Genomic DNA, 22,982 nt, shown 5'->3' with positions numbered 1-22,982 from the left:
CCATCGTGGTTTAACGGGGCGCCTAAGATCAAAAGCAGAGCAACAGCAACAGCAAAGCCAGAGCGCGAAGCTGCCTTCCCCCCTGTGGGAGCTGGCTTGCCTGCGATGACGGTGTATCAGTCGATAAATATATTGGCTGATACACCGTCATCGCAGGCAAGCCAGCTCCCACAGGTGTATGCGCACGCCTCGACGATCAGGTCGGCTGTCAGGCCGCCTCGCTTTGCTTTTGATCTGAGGCGCCCCGTTAAACCACGCTGGCCGTCATCCGATTTTGATTTGGGGGGTAAACCGGCAGGACGCCGGTTTAGCCGCGCTGGGCCATGGATGGCCCATCGCGGCGGCCCCCCAAATCAATGTCGGATGACGGGCACACCGAGCCTAGGCGAGGTGCCGAGTGGTGGGGCAAGAGCCCTTTGCTTACTTTGGGGCTCTTCCAAAGTGAGCCGCCGTAAGGGCGGAACCAATAGCCGCCATGACCGCAGCAACGGATATGTACACAAACCTAAGAATCACTAAAAAGATGTGTAGATACCTATGCCGCGATGGGGCCAGTGACCCCCCCCAAAAAAAACCTCACTCCACCCGAGTCTCCCCGGTAAACACCAACGTCCCCCGACACTTGCGGCACAAATACCGCCGCCCCTGATTCACCAACCCATGGCGCTGGGCCGAGAACGGGAAGTCACTGTCGGCACACGGGCACCGATAGATATAGCGGGTCACCCGCCGACGCTGAATCTCATAGGTATGGCAGCGATCGGGCGGCAGTTCGTAGACCCCGCGCATGATCAACTGCCATTCCTCGCCATGGGGCTGGATGCGCTCGCCGAACAATTGGTGGGCGATCAGGTGCGCCACTTCGTGGGCCACCGTCTGTTTGAGGAAGTGTTGGCTGTTTTCCCGGTACAACTGGGGATTGAAGCGCAGCAGGTTCTCGTGCAAATGCGCGACACCGGCTTTCTGCCCACGCAGCTTGAGGCTGACCTGGGGGCGTTTGAAGCTTCGTTTGAAAAAGGATTCGGCTTGCAGGAAACAATCTTCGACGCGGGTATTGAGTTGCTCGGGCATGCTGTACATATCTCCAGAGATGTCCAGTATGCCGCATCCAGGGGTGTTTCCGAATCGGTCAGGCGCCGAATGGTCATGCATAACGCAAAAGCCACCTTGCGGTGGCTGTTCCTGCGCTGAAAAGACGGCTAGTTGGTGTAGATCGGACCGACGCCCAGGCCCCAGACAATCACGGTAAACGCCATGATCGCCACCAGGACCACCAGGCCTACCGCCAGCACCGAGCTGGAAAACAGGAAGCCTTCATCGGGGTCGATGCTCATAAAGGTCGGCAGCCCCACATAGAGCAGGTACACCGTGTAGCAGATGGCGGCCGTACCGACGACCATGCCCAGCCACATATGCGGATACAGCGCTGCCAGCCCGCCGATAAACAGGGGCGTGGCGGTATAGGTAGCGAACGCCACGCAGCGCGCCATGCTGGGGTTGGCGTCATAGGTGCGCGCCATCCAATGGATGAAGGCGCCCATTACCGCAACGCCGCCGAGCATCGCCAGGTAGGACATGATGGTCATCCACAGCGCACTTTCCTGGGTCAGCATGACCGGGGAGCGATTGCCGATGACCCAGCCGACCTGGGTGGTGCCGATAAAGGCTGATACGGCGGGGATCGCCGCGAGAATCAGCGTATGGGTGAGGTACATGTGGCCGATGCTTTCTTCTTTATCGCCACGAATTTCCCGCCATTCCTGGTCGGGATGGGTGAAAAGCCCCACGACGTGATGGATCATGCCAGTCACTCCTGTCGTTATTGCCATCGCCCCCCAAGCGGAGCGCCCGCCGGCCAAGTGGCCTGAAAGGTCTGGATATGTGTGCGACCTTATGTCGCAGTATAGGAAGTCATGACCGGAAAAAGTGTGGGGTTTTAGAGCAAATTGCGCTGTAAACACTGGGCTTAATCGCGCCTGGGTCTGTGACGTGGAATGCAGCCCCCTGTGGGAGCTGGCTTGCCTGCGATGGCGGTGGGTCAGCCATGCATTTGTCGACTGACCTACCGCCATCGGGAGCAAGCCCCTCCCACATTGGAACTCGGTCGTTCATATCGTTAAAATACTCGGCTTTTCGTCCCACACCTTTTCGCGGATCCAAGCGCCATGGGCACCCTTACCGTCAATCAGAACAAACTGCAAAAACGCCTGCGGCGCCTGGCCGGTGAGGCTGTCGCTGACTTCAACATGATCGAAGAGGGCGACAAGGTCATGGTCTGCCTGTCCGGCGGCAAAGACAGCTACACCATGCTGGACGTGCTGCTGCACCTGCAAAAGGTCGCGCCGATCAAATTCGACATAGTGGCGGTCAACATGGACCAGAAGCAGCCCGGGTTCCCCGAGGACGTGCTGCCGGCCTACCTCAAGACCCTGGGCATCGAGTACCACATCGTCGAGAAAGACACCTATTCGGTGGTCAAGGAGCTGATTCCGGAAGGCAAGACCACCTGCTCGCTGTGTTCGCGCCTGCGCCGTGGCACGCTGTACACCTTTGCCGATGAAATCGGTGCGACCAAGATGGCCCTGGGTCATCACCGCGATGACATCGTCGAGACCTTCTTCCTCAATATGTTCTTCAACGGCTCCCTCAAGGCCATGCCGCCCAAGCTGCGCGCCGACGACGGGCGCAACGTGGTGATCCGCCCGCTGGCGTATTGCAACGAGAAGGACATCCAGGCCTACTCCGACTTCAAGCAATTCCCGATCATCCCCTGCAACCTCTGCGGCTCCCAGGAGAACCTGCAGCGCCAGGTGGTCAAGGACATGCTCCAGGAGTGGGAGCGCAAGACGCCGGGGCGTACCGAAAGCATTTTCCGCAGCCTGCAGAACGTGATCCCCTCGCAGTTGGCCGACCGCAACCTGTTTGACTTCACCAGCCTGCGCATCGACGAAACCGCGGCTTCGCGCTTCGTCAACATTGTGAACCTCTGAGCCTTTTCCAGGCTCTGACAGACGGCGCTGATGGGCGCCGTTTTCATTTCAACCCGTAGGAGAGGGCATGCGCGATTACAAATGGCTGCACGAATACTGTCTGAACCGCTTTGGTTCGGCAGCCGAGCTGGAAGCCCACCTGCCCGTGCCCAAGACCCCGGCGCAACTGCGCCAGATCAGCGACGACCGCTACCTGTCGACCCTGTCGCTGCGGGTGTTCCGCGCCGGGCTCAAGCACAGTGTGGTGGACGCCAAATGGCCGGCGTTCGAGCAGGTGTTCTTCGGCTTCGATCCCGAGAAAGTCGTGCTGATGGGCGCCGAGCACCTTGAGCGCCTGATGCAGGACACGCGGATCATCCGCCACCTGGGCAAGCTCAAGAGCGTGCCGCGCAATGCGCAGATGATTCTCGACGTCGAGCAGGAAAAGGGCAGCTTCGCGGCATTGATCGCCGACTGGCCGGTGACCGACATCGTCGGCTTGTGGAAATACCTGAGCAAGCACGGCCACCAGTTGGGCGGGTTGTCGGCACCGCGCTTCTTGCGCATGGTCGGCAAGGACACGTTTGTGCCGAGTTATGACGTGGTTGCGGCATTGAATGCGCAGGAGATTGTCGACAAGGCCCCCACCAGCCTGCGGGACCTGGCGACGGTGCAGGCGGCGTTCAACCAGTGGCATGCCGAGAGTGGGCGGCCGATGTGCCAGTTGTCGATGATGCTGGCGTTTACCGTCAACCATTGAGACCGCGATGGGGCCTGATCGGCCCCACATAACCCTCAGGCTGGCTGACCTTCCCCCGCCAACCGCCGATTCAGCTGGAACCGCCAGCGCACATACAGCAGCGCCGTGCAGAACACCGCCAGGCTTGCCAGCATCTCCAGCACGCCAAACCACTGGCGGTTCGGGTCATAGGCCGCCAGGGCGCCCTTGATGAAATACAGGTTCACCACAAAACACATCCACGAATGCCCGCGCGCACTGCCCATCAGCATACCCGGCGCGAGGATCAGCAGCGGCACCAGTTCGATCAGCAGAATGACCCAGGGCCGTGCACCATGCAGGTCGGCGATCAGCAGGTAATACACGCAGAGCAACCCCACCAGGCCGAAAAACGCCAGCAGGCTCAAGGCCCGTGCCACTTTGACCCGGGGCTCCAGCCAGGCCTGGGCCGGCAGGACTTTAGGCTTCTTGGCCACGGCCACTCTCCAGTTTCGCCGCAGTCTTCGCCAGGCGCAGGCCCAGGGCACGGCACAGGGCGATTTCATGGGGGTCCAGGGCACGTTTGCCATCGGCGCCGGAATGGTGGCTGGCGCCGTAGGGCGTACCGCCGCCCTGGGTGTCGAGCAGGGCCTGTTCGCTGTAGGGCAGGCCGGTGATCAGCATGCCGTGGTGCAGCAACGGCAGCAGCATCGACATCAAGGTGGTTTCCTGGCCGCCGTGCAGGCTGGCGGTCGAGGTGAAGACCCCGGCCGGCTTGCCGACGAGGGCGCCGGTCAGCCACAGGTTGCTGGTGCCGTCGAGAAAGTACTTCAAGGGCGCGGCCATGTTGCCAAAGCGCGTCGGGCTGCCCAGGGCCAGGCCCGAACAGTTCTTCAGATCGTCGAGGCTGGCATACAGCGCGCCTTCGGCCGGGATGCTCGGGGCGATGGCTTCGCACTCGCTGGAGATCGCCGGCACGGTGCGCAGGCGCGCTTCCAGGCCGCCTTGCTCGATGCCTCGGGCAATCTGCCGGGCCATTTCACTGACCGAGCCGTTGCGGCTGTAATACAGCACCAGGATGTAGGGCGCGCTCACGGCAGAAGCTCCAGGATGTTTTCCGGCGGCCGGCCAATCACGGCCTTGTCGGCAGTGGCCAGGATCGGCCGTTCCATCAGCTTGGGATGGGCGGCGATGGCGGCAATCAATTGCGCCTCGCTGAGGCTGGCGTCGGCCAGGTTGAGGGTCTTGTATTCGTCTTCGCCGGTGCGCAGCAATTGCCGGGCGCTGATCCCCAGCTTGCCGAGCAGGGCTTCAAGCTGCGTGGCGTCCAGCGGGGTTTCCAGGTAGCGCACCACGTTCGGCGTGAGGCCACGGGCTTGCAGCAGTTCGAGCGCACCGCGGGATTTCGAGCAGCGCGGGTTGTGATAAAGCGTCAGATCGGTCATGTGCGGGTCGCATCTTGCGTAAGGTGGCGGGTATTCTACCTGCGCTGCGGCGTGTCCTTAAACCGTAAGAGGCGATCGGCCGCAGCCCACGTTCATTTTTGCTAAGGATTACCCCATGACACGGCGACTGATAGGCGCACTGGCAGTTATCACCACACTCCTGCTCAGCGGCTGCGGCAATGATTATGGCGTTGACCAATACGGCCAGAAAGTCGCGTCCGAGCGCGTCGACAAACAATGGTTGGTGATCAATTACTGGGCCGAATGGTGCGGCCCGTGCCGCATCGAAATCCCCGAGCTCAACGCCCTGGCCGAGCAGCTCAAGGGCCAGCCGGTCAGCGTGTTCGGCGTCAACTTCGATAATGTGCAGGGCGAAGAGCTCAAGAGCGCCAGCGAGAAGCTGGGCATCAAGTTCACGGTACTGGCACAGAACCCCGAGGCGATTTTTGATATCCCGCGCAGCGAAGCGTTGCCGGTGACCTACATCATTGATGACAAGGGCAAGGTGCGGGCGCAGATGTTGGGCGAGCAGACGGCGGCGGGGGTATTGGCCAAGCTCAAGGAACTGCGCGGCTAAACGGTTGCTCGCTGGCGATTGCGGTATGCCCGGCACACCGCAATCGTCAACGGATCAGCCTTCTTCCAGCCACAAACGCAGTGGCTTGCCCTCGGCAGGCCAGAAACGGGTCTGCTCGATGGGCGAGATGTCCCAGCGCTGCACGGTTTCCAGGGCCTTGAAGAAGCGCTGTTCCTGCTCCATCAGGGCTTCGGCACACAGCTTGCGGGTGCTGCCGATCTTGCCGAAGCTGAGTTTGTCACCCTCCAGGCTGTACGGCGCGAACCAGTGGTTGCAGCCGCCATTGCCATAGGCCCGGCCATCGGCACCGAGGGTCACGGTCAGGTGGGCGTAATCCATCAGGGGCCGTTCGCCGATCCACTCCACGATGTAGCTGTGATCCTGCTTGAGCTTGACCTCGTCGCTGGCGCAGCCGGCAAGGCCTGCGCCCAGCACTGCGATCATCAGCAGGCTCTTCATGGCGCGGCCTGCTGGCATTTCGGGCAACGGTGCTTGTCGCCGACGGTGGCCCAGCCCAACTCGGCAATGCGCGCAGTGGCGGCCGGTTGCAACGGTTCCTTGGTCAACTTGGTTTCCACCGCGAACTCAAACTCCAGCACGGCGTCGCAGCTGTCGCAATTGACCTTCCAGGTGTGAATCTCCAGCTCGCCGAACTTCGGCCCTTGCGCCATGGCAACCCATTGCCCGGCCGGGCGGATGGAGTAGCGCGCATCGCCTTCGACGGTCAGGCGCATCGACAGGGTCTTGCTGCCGCGCAAAGTGACGATCAGCACGTCGCCATGCTTGATCGAGCCACCATTGCCGGTGACTTGATAACGACCGGGCACCAGGGCGCGGCATTCGATCAGGGTGTGTTGTGGGCTCAGCAAACTGAAGCGGAAATCGTGTTCGGCCATGGATCCTCCAAATAGGCGCGGCATCCTATCACGCTCGCCTGTTCACCATGCGCGCGGTAGATGACCGTTGATCATCCCTGTACCAGGTTTTGCGCCTGGCCGTTGGCCCAGGCCTGGATGTTGGCCAGGGTGGTCCCGGCAATCGCCGCCAGGGCCTCGCGTGTGAGGAATGCCTGGTGCGCGGTAATGATCACGTTGGGGAAGGTCAGCAGGCGTGCTAGCACGTCGTCCTGCAAGGGCAGGTCCGAACGGTCTTCAAAAAACAGCTGGGCCTCTTCTTCGTACACATCCAGGCCCAGGTAGCCCAGCTGTCCATCCTTGAGCGCTTCGATCAATGCAGGGGTGTCCACCAGGCCGCCGCGCCCGGTGTTGATCAGCATCGCTCCCGGCTGCATATGGGCCAGGGATTGCGCATTGATCAGGTGCTTGCTGTCGGCGGTCAGCGGGCAGTGCAGGCTGATGATTTGTGCCTCGGCCAACAAATGGGGCAGGCTGACATAGCGCGCGCCAAGGGCTTCGACCTGCGGATTGGGGTAGGGATCGTATGCCAGCAAGCTGCAGCCAAAGCCGGCCATGATCTTGGCAAAGGTCGCGCCGATCTGCCCGGTCCCCACCACACCCACGGTCTTGCCCACCAGGTCGAAGCCGGTCAGGCCGTGCAGGCTGAAGTCGCCGTCGCGGGTACGGTTGTAGGCGCGGTGCAGGCGGCGGTTGAGGGCCAGCACCAGGGCCACGGCATGTTCGGCCACTGCATGGGGCGAGTACGCGGGCACCCGCACGATGGTCAGACCCAGGCGCTTGGCGGCGGCCAGGTCCACATGGTTGTAGCCGGCCGAGCGCAGGGCAATCAGTTGTGTGCCGCCGGCCGCGAGGTGTTCGAGCACCGGGGCGCTGAGGTCGTCGTTGATAAAGGCACAGACCACTTCGTGCTTATCGGCCAGGGCCACGGTGTCGAGGTTCAGGCGTGCCGGTTGGAACTGCAACTCCATGCCCGCGGGCAAGGGTTCGGCGAGAAAGCTGTCGCGGTCATAGGTCTGGCTGCTGAAGAGGATGATGCGCATCAAGGGGCTCCCTGCAAAATAGCGTGTGGTGACACAAAACCTGTGGGCGCCGGCTTACCGGCGCCCACAGGAGATGTTGCCCGTCATTGGCGTTGGGCGTGTTGCTCTGCATCAGGCGTTGACCCGGGCCTCGCTGGCAAGGCGGGCGATGGCCATGTCCAGTTCATCCAGGGCAGCCATGGCCTTGGCGTCATCCTGCTTGAGCAAGGTTTCGGCGCGTTGGCAGGCTGCGCGCAATTGCGGCACGCCGCAGTAGCGGGTGGCGCCGTGCAGGCGGTGGACCCGTTCGATCAGGGCATTGTTGTCGTTGGCTTCGCGGGCGACGCAGACGGCCTCACGGTCAGCTTCCAGGGACGCCAGCAACATGGCCAGCATATCGGCGGCCAAGTCCGCCTTGCCGGCCGCCAGGCGCAAGCCCTCCTCATGGTCGAGTACCGGCAGTTGCGCGGCGGGGCCGTGGCCTTCGACTGCGCGTTCCGGGCCTTGATTGCGCAAGGCCAGGCCGGTCCATTTCAGCACCACCTGGGCCAGTTGCCGCTCGCTGATGGGCTTGGTCAGGTAGTCATCCATGCCGCTTTGCAGCAGGGCGCGTTTTTCATTGGCCATGGCGTGGGCCGTCAGGGCGACGATAGGCAGTGGCGTGCCGTGGCGCTCGCTTTCCCACTGACGAATCGCCTCGGTGCTCTGGCGCCCGTCCATGCCGGGCATCTGCACGTCCATCAGCACCAGGTCGAAGGCTTCTTTCTTCACCGCTTCGATGGCGCTGTAGCCACTTTCCACGGCCTGGACCTTGGCACCCATGTCTTCGAGCAGGGTCTGTACCAGCAGCAGGTTGGCCGGGTTGTCGTCGACACACAGCACCCGTGGCGCACGGCTGGACAACGGCTCGCCCGGTTCACTGCGCAAGGGGCGCGGGCTGATCAGGTCGGACAGCGCCCTGCGCAATTTACGGGTGCAGGCCGGCTTGGCCTGCAACTGGCTATTGGGGTTGGGCACCGACAGGTTGAACAGCATCTGCTCGGTGGTCGGGCACAGCACCAGCACTTTGCAGCCCAGGTGCTCAAGGTCCCACAGGTGTTGGTTGAGGCGCTCCGGCGGAATATCGTTGGCGGTGATGCCCAGTACCGCGAGGTCGATGGCCTGCTCGGTCTGGTGTGCGCTGGTGATGCCGTTGGTCAGGTTCTCCAGGCTGTTGAACGGCGTGACCTCCAGGCCGCAGTCTTCCAACTGGTGTTGCAGGGCCTGGCGCGCCAGTTCGTGGTTCTCCAGCACCGCCACACGCCGGCCCAACAGCGGCGGGGCGGGCAAGTCTTCGATATCGTCGCGGGTTTTTGGCAGGTTAAGGCTGATCCAGAACTCCGAACCCTCGCCTGGCGTGCTGTCGACGCCGATTTCGCCGCCCATCTGCTCGATCAGGCGCTTGGAAATCACCAGCCCCAACCCGGTGCCACCGGGCTGACGGGACAAGGAGTTATCCGCCTGGCTGAAGGCCTGGAACAGGGCGCGCACATCCTGGTTCGACAGGCCGATGCCGGTGTCCTGCACGCTGATGCGCAGTTGCACGCTGTCTTCATGCTCGTCTTCGAGCATGGCCCGGGCGACGATGGTGCCTTCGCGGGTGAATTTGATGGCGTTGCTGACCAGGTTGGTGAGGATCTGCTTGAGACGCAGCGGGTCGCCCACCAGGGACAGCGGAGTATCGCGGTAGACCAGGCTCACCAGTTCCAGCTGTTTGGCATGGGCGGCCGGGGCGAGGATGGTCAGGGTGTCTTGCAACAGGTCGCGCAGGTTGAACGGGATACTGTCGAGCACCAGCTTGCCGGCTTCGATTTTCGAGAAGTCGAGAATCTCGTTGATGATGCCCAGCAGGTTGTCGGCGGATTTTTCAATGGTGCCCAGGTAATCCAACTGACGGGGCGACAGTTCGCTTTTCTGCAACAGGTGGGTGAAACCGAGGATGCCATTGAGCGGTGTGCGGATTTCATGGCTCATATTGGCCAGGAACTCCGACTTGATGCGGCTGGCCTCCAGGGCCTCCTTGCGGGCCAGGTCCAGCTCGATGTTCTGGATCTCGATGGTTTCCAGGTTCTGGCGCACATCTTCGGTGGCCTGGTCGATGCTGTGTTGCAGTTCTTCCTGGGCGTTTTGCAGGGTTTCGGCCATGCGGTTGATGCCGGACGCCAACTGATCCAGCTCTTGGCTACCCAGGGGCGGCAAACGGGTTTCCAGGTTGCCGTCCTTGAGCTGCGCCACCGCTTGTTTGATCTGGCCGATAGGCGAGTTGATCGTGCGGCTGATACGCAGGGCCAGGGCCGCCGTGCAGATCAGGCCGATGGCAATCAACAGCAGGCTGGCGAACAGGCTGCGATAGCCGCGCAGCAGCATGCCGTTGTGGGACAGTTCCAGTTCGACCCAGCCCAGCAGGCGATCGGCTTCGTCGGGAATCAGCTCGCCGGCGAGGTTGCGATGGCGGCCGAACACCGGCAGCAGGTAGCGGGTGGCGTCATTGCCGGTGCGTTGCAGCAGGTGTGAGCTGTTGCCGATGGGCGGCTGGTTGAGCATGGTCGGGCCAGCATGGGCCAGGGCCGAGCGGTCGGGCGCCAGGAAAGACACGGCCCGCACGTCGACTTGCTCCAGAGACTGGGTGGCGATGCGTTCCAGCAGGTCGGTGTTCTTGTTACCCAGTGCCGGTGCCACCAGCGGCGCCAGCTGTTCGGCGATCATCTCGCCGCGATTGAGCAGTTGGGTTTGCAGCTCCGAGAGCTGCATCCAAGTGAAATATCCGCCCAGGAGCAATGCCATCAGGCTGGTAGGCAACAAGGTCAGCAACAGTACGCGGCCTTTTATCCCCATTCTTCTTAGCACGCCACTCTCCTGCTACCACACTGATGTCGAGATTCTACGCAGGCATCCGGCCTGCGCTACCTGCGCAGTGTAGCCATATGAGGGGCTTGGAATCTTGCAAAAGATGCTTGAGGGGGGTGATGGCGGGCTTATTGAACCCATATCCACTGCTGCGGTGCTCACCGGGACACCGCGGGTTGTCAGGCAGACAAACCAGCTCACAACAGGGGCGTTCGCCGACTACCGATTACGTTGCTGCCGTTTTTTCCACTGATGCCCCACCCACCACCGCCAATACACCATGGTCATGCAGTACGCCAGCGCGCCCAAGACCAGGCCCAGCACCACCGAGCCCAGGAGGAACGGCTGCCACATGGTCGACAGTTGCCCGCTGATCCATTCCCAGGTCAGTTCATCGGGCAGGGTGCGGGCGGGGATGTTCATCAGCCAGGTGCCGGTCATATAGGTGCAGAAGAACACCACGGGCATGGTAATCGGGTTGGTCAGCCACACCAGGCTCACGGCAATGGGCATATTGCCGCGCACGGAAATGGCGAGGAAGGCCGCCAGCAACATCTGCAAAGGTATGGGAATGAAGGCGGCAAACAGGCCGACAGCCATGGCCCGGGCAACTGAATGCCGATTGAGGTGCCAGAGGTTGGGGTCATGGAGCAGCGTGCCGAGAAAGCGTAAGGACTTGTGTTCCCGAATGCTGGTCGGATCGGGCATGTACCGTTTGAATAAGTGCCGTGGCATAAGGGGTCCAGATCAGTTCGAGGGTCAAGTATGCCCGTATTCTACGAACGGGAAATTCAGACTTTGTGACAAAAAATCATAGTTCGCCCTGAACCACTCGGCTAACACTCAATGGGTCACTCTCAAGGAATGATCCATGCGTACAGGGATGTTTGCGCTAGCGTTGGGGCTGCTGGCGTTGCGCCTGCTGCCCGTCTTGCCGCCGGTCGGTTGGTTGCTGGTGTTGCCGGTGGTGGCGTTGATGCTACTGCCGTTTCGTACTTATCCGCTGGCATTTTTCCTGTTGGGCCTGGCGTGGGCCTGTTTCAGCGCGCAACGGGCGCTTGACGACCGGCTCATGCCCGCGCTGGACGGCCAGACCCGCTGGCTGGAAGGGCGTGTCAGCGGGCTACCGCAGCAGAGTAGTGGGGTGGTGCGCTTCGAACTGAGCGACAGCCGGTCACGCCAGGACCGGCTGCCCCAGCGCATCCGTGTGAGCTGGCAGGGCGGCCCTCCTGTGCGCAGTGGTGAGCGCTGGCGTTTGGCCGTGACCCTCAAGCGACCCTCCGGCCTGTTGAATTTCCAGGGCTTCGATCAAGAGGCCTGGCTGTTGGCCCAGCGTGTGGGGGCGACGGGGTCGGTCAAGGATGGCCAGCGCCTGGCGCCGGCCCGACATGCCTGGCGCGATGGGGTCCGCCAGCAGCTATTGGCGGTAGACGCCCGGGGGCGTGAAGCCGGGCTGGCCGCATTAGTGCTGGGCGATGGCTCCGGCTTGGCCGCCGAGGATTGGCGCATTTTGCAGGACACCGGCACCGTGCATCTATTGGTCATTTCCGGCCAGCATATCGGCCTGTTGTCGGGGTTGATCTATGCCTTGGTGGCCGGGCTGGCCCGCTACGGCTGCTGGCCCAGGCGTTTGCCCTGGCTGCCTTGGGCCTGCGGCCTGGCATTTGCCGCAGCGCTGGCCTATGGCTTGCTCGCCGGCTTTGCCGTGCCAGTGCAGCGGGCCTGTGTGATGGTGGGGCTGGTGTTGCTGTGGCGCCTGCGGTTTCGCCACCTGGGGATCTGGTGGCCACTGCTGCTGGCCCTGAATGCGGTGCTGCTCCTCGAACCCCTGGCCAGCTTGCAACCGGGTTTCTGGCTGTCATTTGCCGCCGTGGCCGTGTTGCTGCTGGCCTTCAGCGGCCGCCTGGGGCCCTGGCGGGCGTGGCAGGCCTGGACCCGTGCCCAATGGCTGATCGCGATTGGGCTGTTTCCGCTGCTACTGATCCTCGGTTTGCCGATCAGCTTGAGTGCGCCGCTGGCCAATCTGTTTGCAGTGCCGTGGATCAGCCTGCTGGTGTTGCCGCTGGCGCTGGCGGGCACGCTGTTGCTGGCGGTGCCATGGCTGGGCAGTGGCCTGTTGTGGCTGGCGGGGGGCGCGCTGGATTGGCTGTTCAAGGCCCTGGCCTGGCTGGCCGGGCACGTGCCAGCCTGGATGCCGGCCGAGGTGCCTGTGGGCTACTGGTTGCTCAGTCTGCTGGGCGCGGTGCTGTTATTGATGCCCAAGGGCATTCCCTTTCGCCTGCTGGGTTGGCCCCTGTTGCTGCTGGCGGTGTTCCCGCCCCGTGAGTCGATCCCGTTGGGCCAGGTGGCGGTGGAGCAACTGGATGTCGGCCAGGGCTTGTCGATCGTGTTGCGCACCCGCAACCACGTGCTGTTGTATGACGCCGGGCCACGGGTGGGGGATTTCGATCTCGGCGAGCGCGTGGTATTGCCGGCGCTGCGCAAGCTGGGGGTTGGCCAGGTGGACTTGATGCTGCTCAGCCATGCCGACGCCGATCATGCCGGTGGCGCGGCGGCGGTGGCCCGTGGGTTACCCGTCCTGCGCGTGGTGGGCGGGGAAACCCGGGGGTTGCCGGCGTTCCTCGGCACCCAGGCCTGTATCAGCGGTGAGCAGTGGGAGTGGGACGGCGTGGTGTTCCAGCTGTGGCAATGGGCAGATGCCCGCAACGGCAACGCGAAGTCGTGCGTGCTGCAGGTCCAGGCCAATGGCGAGCGGTTGCTGCTGACCGGCGATATCGACCGCGAGGCCGAGCGGGCCTTGCTGGCCACGCCCCTGGCGGTCGCCACGGATTGGCTGCAAGTGCCCCATCATGGCAGCCGCAGTTCCTCGTCCTGGCCGTTTGTCCAGCAACTGGCCCCCAAGGCGGTGCTGATCTCCCGTGGGCGAGGCAATGGTTTCGGTCATCCGCACCCGCAAGTGATGGCGCGTTACCAGTATTTGCGCAGCACCCTTTATGACAGCGCCGAACAGGGCGCGGTGCGTCTGCGCCTGGGGGCTTTCGAGGCGCCGGTCATGGCACGCAGCCAGCGCCGTTTCTGGCGCGCGCCTGTCATCGACAGTTACCAAAGGCCGGTGCCTGCGACATGATGGCTGTCGGCCGGCAGGCCCTTCCTCGCCAGCCTATATGCTAAAGTGGCGCACTTTTTCGAGGGGACATTCACTGTGTGGGAATTGGTCAAATCCGGCGGCTGGATGATGTTGCCGATCATTCTGAGCTCCATCGCCGCACTCGGCATTGTTGCCGAACGCCTGTGGACCCTGCGCGCCAGCCGTGTAACCCCTGATCATCTGCTGGGGCAGGTCTGGCGCTGGATCAAGGACAAGCAACTGGACAAGGAAAAGCTCAAGGAACTGCGGGCCAATTCCCCTCTGGGCGAGATCCTCGCTGCGGGCCTGGCCAACTCCAAGCACGGTCGCGAGATCATGAAGGAGTGCATTGAAGAAGCTGCCGCCCGGGTAATTCACGAACTGGAGCGCTACATCAATGCCCTGGGCACCATCGCGGCAATGGCGCCATTGCTGGGCTTGCTCGGTACCGTGCTGGGCATGATTGATATCTTCAGTGCCTTCACCGGGTCCGGCATGACCACCAACGCCTCGGTATTGGCCGGGGGTATTTCCAAGGCCCTGATCACCACGGCGGCGGGCCTGATGGTGGGTATCCCTGCGGTGTTTTTCCACCGATTCCTGCAACGCCGCATCGACGAGTTGGTGGTTGGCATGGAGCAGGAAGCCATCAAGCTGGTGGAAGTGGTCCAGGGCGACCGTGATGTCGACCTGGTCGAGGGCAAAGCGTGAAATTTCGCCGCAAACCCCGGGAAACGGTCGATATCAACCTGGCGTCGTTGATTGATGTGGTGTTCATCCTGCTGTTGTTTTTTGTCGTCACCACCACCTTTACCCGGGAAACCCAACTACGGGTCGAACTGCCGGAAGCCGTCAGCGGCTCGCCGGCCGAAGACCAGCAGCTCAAGCAACTGGAGATCACCATCAGCGCCGAAGGGGTGTTTTCGGTGAACAACCAGTTACTCGAGAAAAACGACGTGGCCAGCGTGATGGATGCGCTGCAGAAGGAGTCCGGCGGCGATACGCAAATGCCGCTGTCCATCAGCGCCGATGGCAAGACCCCACACCAGGCTGTGATCACCGCGATGGATGCAGCCGGCAAGCTCGGTTTCAGCCATTTGCGCATGACCACCGTCGAGGCGGCGGGGCAACCCTGATGGCCTTGTCCGATCGTTTGCTCAAGGCCTGGTATGACGGCCACCCGGCGCTCAAGCTCCTGCAACCACTGGAGGCACTCTATCGCCGGGTGGTCAGGCGCAAGCGCGAGCGGTTCCTGGCGGGTGAGGGCACGATCTACCAAGCGCCGGTGCCTATAGTAGTGGTCGGCAATATCACTGTGGGTGGCACGGGCAAGACGCCGTTGATCCTGTGGTTGATCGAGCATTGCCAGCGCAGTGGCCTGCGGGTCGGTGTGGTCAGCCGTGGCTACGGGGCCAAGCCTGCGCAGTTGCCATGGCGGGTGCAGGCCAGCGACAGCGCGCAAGTGGCCGGCGACGAGCCCTTGTTGATCGTGCAGCGCAGCGGCGTCCCGCTGATGATCGACCCCGATCGCAGCCGGGCGGTGCAGGCCCTGTTGGCCAGCGAGACCCTGGACCTGATCCTGTCCGACGATGGCTTGCAGCATTACCGTCTGGCCCGTGACCTTGAGTTGGTGCTGATCGACAACGCCCGTGGCCTGGGCAATCGCCGCTGCCTGCCTGCCGGGCCGTTGCGCGAGCCGGCCGAGCGCCTGCACAGCGTCGATGCCCTGCTATATAACGGCGCCGGGGCTGATCGCGAGGATGGTTTTGCTTTCCGTCTGCTGCCGACCACGTTGGTCAACCTGCTGACCGGCGAGCGGCGGCCGCTGGACCATTTTCCCGTGGGGCAACGGGTGCATGCGGTCGCGGGCATCGGCAACCCGCAACGTTTCTTCAATACCCTCGAAACGCTACACTGGTTGCCGATACCCCATGCGTTTGCCGACCATGCGCCCTACAGCGCCGAGGTCCTGAATTTTACGCCGTCACTGCCCCTGGTCATGACCGAAAAGGACGCGGTGAAGTGCCGCGCCTTTGCCCAGGCACACTGGTGGTACCTTGCAGTCGATGCCGCACCGTCACCGGCGTTTATCGCCTGGTTCGACACGCAACTGATGCGTCTGCTGCCTGCTCGACTTTTGCCTTAAAACGTTTTTATCCAGGAAACCCCCATGGACACCAAACTGCTCGATATCCTCGCTTGCCCGATCTGCAAAGGCCCGCTCAAGCTCAGTGCCGACAAGACTGAACTGATCAGCAAGGGCGCCGGCCTGGCGTACCCGATCCGCGACGGCATCCCGGTGATGCTGGAAAGCGAAGCCCGCACCCTGACGACCGACGAGCGCCTGGATAAATGACCACTGCCTTCACTGTTGTCATCCCCGCGCGCTACGCCTCCACCCGCCTGCCCGGCAAACCGCTGCAGATGATCGGCGCCAAGCCGATGATCCAGCTGGTCTGGGAACAGGCCTGCAAAAGCAGCGCCCAACGCGTAGTGGTGGCCACTGATGATCTGCGGATCATTGAGGCCTGCAAGGGTTTTGGCGCCGAAGCGGTACTGACCCGTGAAGATCACAACTCCGGCACCGACCGCCTGGCCGAAGTGGCCACGCACCTGGGCCTGGCGCCGGACGCCATCGTGGTCAATGTGCAAGGCGACGAGCCGTTGATCCCGCCGTGTGTCATCGACCAGGTCGCGGCCAACCTGGCCGCCCACGCCGAAGCGCGCATGGCGACCCTGGCCGAGCCTATCGAAGACCTCGAGACCCTGTTCAACCCGAACGTGGTCAAGGTGGTCAGCGACATCAATGGCCTGGCCCTGACCTTCAGCCGTTCGACCCTGCCCTGGGCGCGCGACGAATTCGCCAAACAGCGTGATGTGTTGCCGGCGGGCGTGCCGTATCGCCGCCATATCGGCATTTACGCCTACCGCGCCGGCTTCCTGCATGACTTCGTCACCTGGGGCCCGTGCTGGCTGGAAAACACCGAGGCCCTGGAGCAATTGCGGGCCCTGTGGCACGGCGTGCGCATTCATGTCGATGATGCGATAGAAGCGCCGCCGGCCGGTGTCGATACGCCGGAAGACCTCGAGCGCGTGCGTCGGTTGCTGGGGGCTTGATGGAAGTCCTGTTTGTCTGCCTGGGCAATATCTGCCGCTCGCCCACCGCCGAGGGTGTGCTGCGCCACAAACTGCGGGTCGCCGGGTTGGCGGACCAGGTCGAGGTGGCGTCTGCCGGTACCGGTGAATGGCATATCGGCAAGGCCCCGGACAAGCGCAGCCAGCAAGCAGCGCTGCGTCGTGGCTACGACTTGTCGGCCCAGCGCGCCCAGCAGGTGTCGCGCGCCGACTTTGCGCGCTACGACCTGATCCTGGCGATGGACCAGAGCAACCTGCGCAACCTCAAGGCCATGCAACCGGCCCAGGGCAAGGCCGAGCTGGACCTGTTCCTGCGCCGCTACGATGGGGCAGTGGATGAAGTGCCGGATCCGTACTACGACGGCGAGCAAGGTTTCGAGCAGGTCCTGGACCTGATCGAGGCCGCCTGTGATTTGCTGGTGATCGAATTGAAGGGGCGGTTATGAGTCTGGATGTGCAGCCCCAGGTTTCCCTGAAGGCCTTTAACAGTTTTGGCATTGATGTGCGTGCGCAATGGTTCGCCGAAGCCCATAGCGACGCCGATGTGCGCGAGGGCCTGGCCTATGCGGCCGCACAGCAGTTGCCGTTGCTGGTGATCGGGGGCGGCAGCAACCTGCTGCTGACCCAGGATATCCCGGCGTTGGTGTTGCGCATGGCAACCCAGGGGATCCGAGTACTGCACGACGACGGCCAGCAGGTGGTGGTGGAAGCCGAGGCGGGCGAGGCCTGGCATCCGTTTGTGCTATGGACCCTTGCACAAGGGTTCTCTGGCCTGGAAAACCTCAGCCTGATTCCCGGCACTGTCGGGGCGGCACCGATGCAGAACATTGGCGCCTACGGTGTCGAGATCAAGGATGTCTTCGCCGGGCTGACCGCCCTCGACCGCCAGACGGGCGAGTTGCGGGATTTCAGCCTGGAGGAATGCAACTTCGCCTACCGCGACAGCCTGTTCAAGCACGAAGTGGGGCGCTGGCTGATCCTGCGGGTGCGTTTTGCCCTGAACCGCGTCGCACACCTGAAACTCGGCTATGGCCCGGTGCAGCAGCGCCTGGCGGAGCAGGGCATTGCCCAGGCGACCCCGAGCGATGTCAGTCGGGCCATTTGCAGTATCCGCAGTGAAAAGCTGCCCGATCCTGCGGTCTTGGGCAACGCCGGCAGTTTCTTCAAGAACCCACTGGTCTCCCAGGAGCTGGCGGCGCAGTTGCAGCTGCAATATCCCGATCTGGTGGCCTATCCCCAGGCCGATGGGCAAGTGAAGCTGGCGGCCGGCTGGTTGATTGAAAAGGCCGGCTGGAAGGGCTTTCGCGAGGGTGATGCCGGCGTGCATCGCTTGCAGGCGCTGGTGCTGGTCAATTATGGCGCGGCCACCGGCCTGGATATTTCCAGCCTGGCCCAGCGCATCCAGCGCGATATCGCCGAGCGCTTCAAGGTCGACCTGGAAATGGAGCCCAATCGTTATTGAGCTACGCTTCTAGCGTGTTGAACCAAGCCCTGCATTGCAGGGCTTTTTTGTTAATGCTGGGTTAACTTAGCAGGCTAACGATGCCTGTTTATTGTTCGATAGACCCTGTTTATCAAAGGCCCGGTGAAGACCTGTCTTCACAAGAGAGCCCGATTAGCCTGAGCCATCTGCGTGTACCGACTCCGCTCCCTTGAAAGCGGCAGATAGCTCGACCCCATAATCCAATCACTATGCGGGCGTGCCCATGATTACTCTGAAACTCAACGGTCAAGATCATCCACTGGATGCCACCGAGGATATGCCTCTGCTGTGGGCGATCCGTGATGTAGCGGGTTACAACGGCACCAAGTTCGGTTGCGGCATGGGCCTGTGTGGCGCCTGCACCATCCATATCGACGGTGCGCCGGCGCGCAGTTGCATCACGCCCATCGGCTCGGTCAAAGGGCAGAACGTCAGTACTATCGACAACCTGCATAACGACCCGATTGGCCAGGTGGTGCAGCAGGCATGGCTGGATACGGCGGTGGCGCAATGCGGCTACTGCCAGGGCGGGCAGATCATGTCGGCCACGGCCTTGCTGAAAACCAACCCCAACCCCAGCGATGCACAGATTGAAGAAGCCATGGTCGGCAATATCTGCCGCTGCGGCACCTATAACCGCATCAAGACGGCGATCCGCCAGGCCGCGACTCAGTTGCAGGGAGCCAAGGCATGAGCCAGTTACCGAGCAATTTCGCCCTGAGCAACCTTAGCCGGCGCGGTTTCCTCAAGGGCGTCGGCGCGACCGGCGCGCTGGTGGTGGCTGCCAGTTGGGGCTTGCCCCAGGCCTTTGCCGACGAAGTGAAGCAATACGGTGGGGCCGCGATGCCCAATGGCCTGGTTGATGATCCCAAGGTCTATGTCAGCATCGCCACCGATGGCACCGTCACCGTGATCTGCAACCGCTCGGAGATGGGCCAGGGCGTGCGCACCAGCCTGACCATGGTGGTGGCCGATGAACTGGAGGCCGATTGGGCGCTGGTGAAGGTTGCGCAGGCGCCGGGCGATGAAGCGCGTTTTGGCAACCAGGATACTGACGGTTCGCGCAGCATGCGCCATTGGTTCGAACCGATGCGCCGGTGCGGCGCCGCCGTGCGAACCATGCTGGAACAGGCCGCTGCCGAGCAGTGGAAAGTCCCGCTGGGCGAATGCCGTGCACAGCTGCATAAAGTCATTCACCAGCCCAGCGGCCGCGAACTGGGCTATGGCGCCCTGGCCGCTGCCGCCAGCGCGTTGGCAGTGCCGGCGCGCGACAGCCTGCGACTCAAGCAGCCCTCGGAGTTTCGCTATATCGGCAAGGAAGCCACCAAGGCCATCGACGGTGCCGATATCGTCAACGGCCGGGCGGTGTACGGCGCCGATGTGCATTTTGACGGCATGCTGTTCGCGACCATTGCGCGGCCCAAGGTATACGGCGGCAAGGTCAAGTCGTTCGATGCCAGCGCGGCGCTGAAAGTCCCCGGGGTGATCAAGGTCCTGCAAATCGAAAGCCGACCCATACCCTCGGAATTCCAGCCATTGGGTGGTGTGGCGGTGGTTGCCAGCAATACCTGGGCGGCGATCAAGGGCCGTGAGGCGTTGCAGATTGTCTGGGACGACGGCGCGAATGCTGGCTACAACTCCACCGACTATCGCAAGACCCTCGAGGCCGCGGCGCTCCAGCCCGGCAAAGTGGTGCGCAATACCGGCAGTATCGAGCAGGCCCTGAACGATGCCGACAGCACCCTCGAAGCCACGTATTACTTGCCACACCTGGCGCAGTCGCCGATGGAGCCGATGGTGGCCGTAGCCCGTTATCAAGACGGGCGATGCGAGGCCTGGGCTCCGAGCCAGGCACCTCAGGTCACGCGGGAACGGGTGGCCGAGCGCCTGGGCCTGCCGTTCGATAACGTCACGATCCACGTCACCCTGTTGGGCGGTGGCTTTGGGCGCAAGTCGAAACCGGATTTCATCATCGAAGCTGCGCTGCTGGCCAAGGAATTCCCCGGCAAGGCCGTGCGGGTGCAGTGGACCCGTGAAGACGATATTCATAACTCCTACTTCCATACCGTCTCCGCCGAGTACCTCAAGGCCGGCCTGAACAAGGACGGCCTGCCCTCTGGCTGGCTGCACCGCACCGTGGCACCCAGCATCACTGCGCTGTTTGCGCCGGGCATGAACCACGAGGCGGCGTTCGAGTTGGGCATGGGCTTTACCAACATGGCCTACGCCATTCCCAATGTGCGCCTGGAAAACCCCGAAGCGGCTGCCCACACCCGCGTTGGTTGGTACCGTTCGGTGTCGAACATCCCCCATGGGTTTGCCATTCAGAGCTTTGTCGATGAACTGGCCCATAAGGCCGGCCAGGATCCGCTGAAATATCAACTCAAGCTGCTGGGCCCGGATCGTCAGATTGATCCGCGAACCTTGAGTGAAGAGTGGAACTACGGCGAGTCCCCCGAGCGTTATCCGATTGATACCGCGCGCATGCGCGGCGTGCTGGAAACCGCCGCCAAGGCCGCCGGCTGGGGGCGCACGCTGCCCAAGGGGCGCGGCCTGGGGCTGGCGGTGCACTACAGCTTTGTGACCTATGTGGCGGCGGTGATCGAGGTGGAGGTCAAGGATGATGGCACGCTGATCGTGCATAAGGCTGATATTGCGCTGGACTGCGGACCGCAGATCAACCCGGAGCGCATCCGCTCACAGTTCGAGGGCGCCTGCGTCATGGGCTTGGGCAATGCGGTCCTGGGAGAAATCAGCTTCAAGGATGGCAAGGTCCAGCAGGACAACTTCCATATGTATGAAGTAGCGCGCATGTCCCTGGCCCCCCGGGAAATCGCCATACATTTGGTCACGCCAGAAGGAGAGGTGCCCCTGGGGGGCGTCGGTGAGCCAGGCGTGCCACCGATTGCGCCGGCGCTGTGCAACGCGATATTTGCCGCCACCGGCAAGCGTATCCGCAGCTTGCCCGTGCGTTATCAACTGCAGGGCTGGCAGCAGGCGGCGAAAGCCTGATGGACAGCGTGGATCTGAACGTCCTGCGCAGCGTGCTGGAGTGGCGCCGCGCGGGGCAGCGGGTGGTGCTGTACAGCGTGGTCCAGACCTGGGGCAGCGCGCCACGGCCGCCGGGGGCGATGCTGGCCCTGCGCGGCGATGGGGTGGTGATCGGCTCGGTTTCCGGTGGCTGCATTGAAGATGACCTGATCGCTCGGCTTTACGATGGTCGCTTGCCTGACGAAGGGCCGCCGGTGCAACTGGTGACCTATGGCGTGACCCGGGATGAAGCGGCGCGCTTTGGCCTGCCCTGCGGCGGCACCTTGCGCCTGACGGAGGAGCGGGTAAGTGATCCTGCCTGGGTCGCCGAGTTGTTGGCGCGTTGTGAGGCCCATGAAATAGTGGCCCGGGAGTTGGACTTGGCGACGGGCACCGTGCGTCTGAGCGCGGCGAGCCAGTCCGACATTGTCAGTTTTGATGGTGAGCGCTTGCGGGCCATCTACGGCCCGCGCTGGCGCCTGTTACTGATCGGTGCGGGGCAGCTGTCGCGCTATGTGGCAGAAATGGCGCGGCTGTTGGATTTTGAAGTGCTGATCTGCGATCCACGCCAGGAGTTTGTCCATGGCTGGGAAGAGCAACACGGGCGCTTTGTGCCGGGAATGCCCGATGAGGCCGTGCTCAATATCCAGACGGACGAGCGCACGGCCATTGTGGCCCTGACCCATGATCCGCGCCTGGACGACATGGCGCTGCTGACCGCGTTGAACTCCCGAGCGTTCTACATTGGAGCCCTGGGCTCGCGGGCCAATAGTCGCAAGCGTCGGGAAAACCTGGCGGTGTTGGGGCTGGGAGCCGAGGCGATTGCGCGGCTGCATGGTCCGATCGGACTTCATATCGGCAGTCATACGCCGGCAGAGATTGCCTTGTCGTTGATGGCACACATCGTCGCGATCAAGAACGGTGTGGAACTGCTGCAAGCAAAACCGGTGCGGGAGGCGGTCAGTTGACGAGCGCCATTACCGCCATCGTCCTGGCCGCGGGGCAGGGCAGCCGGTTCCGCGCGCAAACCGGCCAGGACAAACTGCTGGCCCCTTGTAGGGGGCGAGATGGAGTGACACGGCCGGTCTTCGAGCAGGTGTTGGTCAATTTACCGACCTGTATCACCCGGCGCTGGGTCATCACCTCGCCTGCGCGCAGCGAGGTCATTCGCCTGGCCAGGGCATACGGTTGCGAAGTGCTGCTTGTGGATTCGGCGGGCATGGGCGACAGCATTGCGGCTGCCGTGGCCGCCAGTGGCCCGGCGGCGGGTTGGCTGGTGGTGTTGGGGGATATGCCGTTTATCCAGGCGGCGAGTATTGAGCGGGTGATAGAGCGGGTGGAGGGTGTCAGTGTGCCGGTGCATGCTGGTCAGCAGGGCCATCCTGTTGCGTTTGGCCCGGCACTGGGGCCTGCCTTGATGGGGTTGACTGGGGATCGTGGGGCCAGGGCGGTGTTTGCCCTGGCTGAGGTGCGGGAAGTGCCGGTGGATGATCCTGGGGTGTTGTGGGATGTGGACGTGCCGCAATCACTGGAATTCAGGTAGGGGCTGGAAGAGCTGGTCGGGGTGTCAGGTATTTATCCGTCATCGTTAACGATCATCGCAGGCAAGCCAGCTCCCACATGTCGCATAAAAAAGCCCCGCCTGATTGCTCAGGCGGGGCTTTTTAATTGCCGTT

25 protein-coding genes are annotated in these 22,982 nt (G+C 62.8%); 15 read left to right on the top strand and 10 right to left on the bottom strand.

What is annotated here, in order from left to right:
* Window positions 1-576: 576 nt before the first annotated feature.
* On the bottom strand, window positions 577-1,071 hold the full coding sequence (locus HBR93_RS18825; protein ID WP_057960419.1) for a SprT family zinc-dependent metalloprotease: 495 nt from the start codon (window positions 1,069-1,071) through the stop codon (window positions 577-579).
* 128 nt (window positions 1,072-1,199) lie between these two features.
* Entirely contained in the window at window positions 1,200-1,802 is a 603-nt protein-coding gene (locus HBR93_RS18820; protein WP_057439628.1) for a Yip1 family protein, read from the bottom strand.
* Between the two features lie 363 nt (window positions 1,803-2,165).
* Here HBR93_RS18820 and ttcA point away from each other — a divergent pair, with 363 nt between their 5' ends.
* Both ttcA and HBR93_RS18810 read left to right on the top strand, forming a co-directional pair.
* Window positions 2,166-2,990, top strand: coding sequence for a tRNA 2-thiocytidine(32) synthetase TtcA (ttcA, locus tag HBR93_RS18815; RefSeq protein WP_057439627.1), 825 nt, complete (start codon window positions 2,166-2,168; stop codon window positions 2,988-2,990).
* A gap of 67 nt (window positions 2,991-3,057) precedes the next feature.
* A complete protein-coding gene (locus HBR93_RS18810) occupies window positions 3,058-3,729 on the top strand; it encodes a DNA-3-methyladenine glycosylase I (protein ID WP_057960415.1) in 672 nt (223 codons plus the stop codon).
* Between the two features lie 35 nt (window positions 3,730-3,764).
* Here the strand turns inward: HBR93_RS18810 and HBR93_RS18805 are convergent, their stop codons facing one another.
* Genes HBR93_RS18805 through arsC form a run of 3 tightly spaced genes read right to left on the bottom strand, consistent with a single transcriptional unit; the run spans window position 3,765 to window position 5,132 of the window.
* On the bottom strand, window positions 3,765-4,184 hold the full coding sequence (locus tag HBR93_RS18805; protein ID WP_057439625.1) for a DUF2069 domain-containing protein: 420 nt from the start codon (window positions 4,182-4,184) through the stop codon (window positions 3,765-3,767).
* Complete coding sequence (gene wrbA / locus HBR93_RS18800; RefSeq protein ID WP_057439624.1) at window positions 4,168-4,782, bottom strand: NAD(P)H:quinone oxidoreductase; 615 nt, start codon at window positions 4,780-4,782, stop codon at window positions 4,168-4,170. Before wrbA ends, HBR93_RS18805 begins: the two co-directional genes overlap by 17 nt.
* Complete coding sequence (arsC, locus tag HBR93_RS18795) at window positions 4,779-5,132, bottom strand: arsenate reductase (glutaredoxin) (protein ID WP_057439623.1); 354 nt, start codon at window positions 5,130-5,132, stop codon at window positions 4,779-4,781. Before arsC ends, wrbA begins: the two co-directional genes overlap by 4 nt.
* Window positions 5,133-5,247: 115 nt before the next feature.
* Here arsC and HBR93_RS18790 point away from each other — a divergent pair, with 115 nt between their 5' ends.
* The gene (locus HBR93_RS18790) at window positions 5,248-5,709 is read left to right on the top strand and encodes a TlpA disulfide reductase family protein (RefSeq protein ID WP_057439622.1); all 462 of its coding nucleotides are present in this window, start codon (window positions 5,248-5,250) and stop codon (window positions 5,707-5,709) included.
* A 54-nt stretch (window positions 5,710-5,763) separates the two neighbouring features.
* Here HBR93_RS18790 and HBR93_RS18785 read toward each other — a convergent pair whose 3' ends face one another.
* The 5 genes from HBR93_RS18785 to HBR93_RS18765 all read right to left on the bottom strand — a co-directional run bounded on the left by HBR93_RS18785 (window position 5,764) and on the right by HBR93_RS18765 (window position 11,266).
* The gene (locus tag HBR93_RS18785; protein WP_057439621.1) at window positions 5,764-6,168 is read right to left on the bottom strand and encodes an META domain-containing protein; all 405 of its coding nucleotides are present in this window, start codon (window positions 6,166-6,168) and stop codon (window positions 5,764-5,766) included.
* The gene (locus HBR93_RS18780; protein WP_057439620.1) at window positions 6,165-6,605 is read right to left on the bottom strand and encodes a hypothetical protein; all 441 of its coding nucleotides are present in this window, start codon (window positions 6,603-6,605) and stop codon (window positions 6,165-6,167) included. The genes HBR93_RS18785 and HBR93_RS18780 overlap by 4 nt, the downstream gene beginning before the upstream one ends.
* Before the next feature lie 71 nt (window positions 6,606-6,676).
* The gene (locus HBR93_RS18775; protein WP_169960824.1) at window positions 6,677-7,666 is read right to left on the bottom strand and encodes a 2-hydroxyacid dehydrogenase; all 990 of its coding nucleotides are present in this window, start codon (window positions 7,664-7,666) and stop codon (window positions 6,677-6,679) included.
* Between the two features lie 111 nt (window positions 7,667-7,777).
* Window positions 7,778-10,531, bottom strand: coding sequence for a response regulator (locus tag HBR93_RS18770; protein ID WP_169960823.1), 2,754 nt, complete (start codon window positions 10,529-10,531; stop codon window positions 7,778-7,780).
* 219 nt (window positions 10,532-10,750) lie between these two features.
* A complete protein-coding gene (locus HBR93_RS18765; RefSeq protein WP_057439617.1) occupies window positions 10,751-11,266 on the bottom strand; it encodes a DUF2062 domain-containing protein in 516 nt (171 codons plus the stop codon).
* A gap of 136 nt (window positions 11,267-11,402) precedes the next feature.
* Between HBR93_RS18765 and HBR93_RS18760 the strand changes: the two genes are divergently transcribed.
* The 12 genes from HBR93_RS18760 (at window position 11,403) to HBR93_RS18705 (ending at window position 22,849) form a co-directional block, all read left to right on the top strand.
* Complete coding sequence (locus HBR93_RS18760) at window positions 11,403-13,658, top strand: DNA internalization-related competence protein ComEC/Rec2 (protein ID WP_169960822.1); 2,256 nt, start codon at window positions 11,403-11,405, stop codon at window positions 13,656-13,658.
* 75 nt (window positions 13,659-13,733) lie between these two features.
* Window positions 13,734-14,369, top strand: coding sequence for a MotA/TolQ/ExbB proton channel family protein (locus HBR93_RS18755; RefSeq protein ID WP_029299724.1), 636 nt, complete (start codon window positions 13,734-13,736; stop codon window positions 14,367-14,369).
* Window positions 14,366-14,794, top strand: coding sequence for a biopolymer transporter ExbD (locus HBR93_RS18750; RefSeq protein ID WP_029299722.1), 429 nt, complete (start codon window positions 14,366-14,368; stop codon window positions 14,792-14,794). The genes HBR93_RS18755 and HBR93_RS18750 overlap by 4 nt, the downstream gene beginning before the upstream one ends.
* Window positions 14,794-15,804: a tetraacyldisaccharide 4'-kinase gene (gene lpxK, locus HBR93_RS18745; RefSeq protein ID WP_120733918.1), complete on the top strand. Its 1,011-nt coding sequence runs from the start codon at window positions 14,794-14,796 to the stop codon at window positions 15,802-15,804. Before HBR93_RS18750 ends, lpxK begins: the two co-directional genes overlap by 1 nt.
* Before the next feature lie 24 nt (window positions 15,805-15,828).
* Window positions 15,829-16,014, top strand: coding sequence for a Trm112 family protein (locus HBR93_RS18740; RefSeq protein WP_003174668.1), 186 nt, complete (start codon window positions 15,829-15,831; stop codon window positions 16,012-16,014).
* Window positions 16,011-16,775, top strand: coding sequence for a 3-deoxy-manno-octulosonate cytidylyltransferase (gene kdsB, locus HBR93_RS18735; RefSeq protein WP_057960406.1), 765 nt, complete (start codon window positions 16,011-16,013; stop codon window positions 16,773-16,775). Before HBR93_RS18740 ends, kdsB begins: the two co-directional genes overlap by 4 nt.
* The gene (locus tag HBR93_RS18730) at window positions 16,775-17,239 is read left to right on the top strand and encodes a low molecular weight protein-tyrosine-phosphatase (RefSeq protein WP_169960821.1); all 465 of its coding nucleotides are present in this window, start codon (window positions 16,775-16,777) and stop codon (window positions 17,237-17,239) included. Before kdsB ends, HBR93_RS18730 begins: the two co-directional genes overlap by 1 nt.
* The gene (gene murB / locus HBR93_RS18725) at window positions 17,236-18,255 is read left to right on the top strand and encodes a UDP-N-acetylmuramate dehydrogenase (protein WP_169960820.1); all 1,020 of its coding nucleotides are present in this window, start codon (window positions 17,236-17,238) and stop codon (window positions 18,253-18,255) included. The genes HBR93_RS18730 and murB overlap by 4 nt, the downstream gene beginning before the upstream one ends.
* 244 nt (window positions 18,256-18,499) lie before the next feature.
* Complete coding sequence (locus HBR93_RS18720) at window positions 18,500-18,970, top strand: (2Fe-2S)-binding protein (protein ID WP_057960403.1); 471 nt, start codon at window positions 18,500-18,502, stop codon at window positions 18,968-18,970.
* Window positions 18,967-21,288: a xanthine dehydrogenase family protein molybdopterin-binding subunit gene (locus tag HBR93_RS18715; protein ID WP_169960819.1), complete on the top strand. Its 2,322-nt coding sequence runs from the start codon at window positions 18,967-18,969 to the stop codon at window positions 21,286-21,288. Before HBR93_RS18720 ends, HBR93_RS18715 begins: the two co-directional genes overlap by 4 nt.
* The gene (locus HBR93_RS18710) at window positions 21,288-22,274 is read left to right on the top strand and encodes an XdhC family protein (protein ID WP_169960818.1); all 987 of its coding nucleotides are present in this window, start codon (window positions 21,288-21,290) and stop codon (window positions 22,272-22,274) included. The genes HBR93_RS18715 and HBR93_RS18710 overlap by 1 nt, the downstream gene beginning before the upstream one ends.
* On the top strand, window positions 22,271-22,849 hold the full coding sequence (locus HBR93_RS18705; protein WP_169960817.1) for a nucleotidyltransferase family protein: 579 nt from the start codon (window positions 22,271-22,273) through the stop codon (window positions 22,847-22,849). The genes HBR93_RS18710 and HBR93_RS18705 overlap by 4 nt, the downstream gene beginning before the upstream one ends.
* The last annotated feature ends 133 nt before the right edge of the window (window positions 22,850-22,982 follow it).

The sequence above is a fragment of the Pseudomonas sp. WS 5411 genome, from assembly GCF_012985595.1.
Classification (GTDB): domain Bacteria; phylum Pseudomonadota; class Gammaproteobacteria; order Pseudomonadales; family Pseudomonadaceae; genus Aquipseudomonas; species Aquipseudomonas shahriarae.
This window is presented reverse-complemented; position numbering and strand designations above follow the sequence as displayed.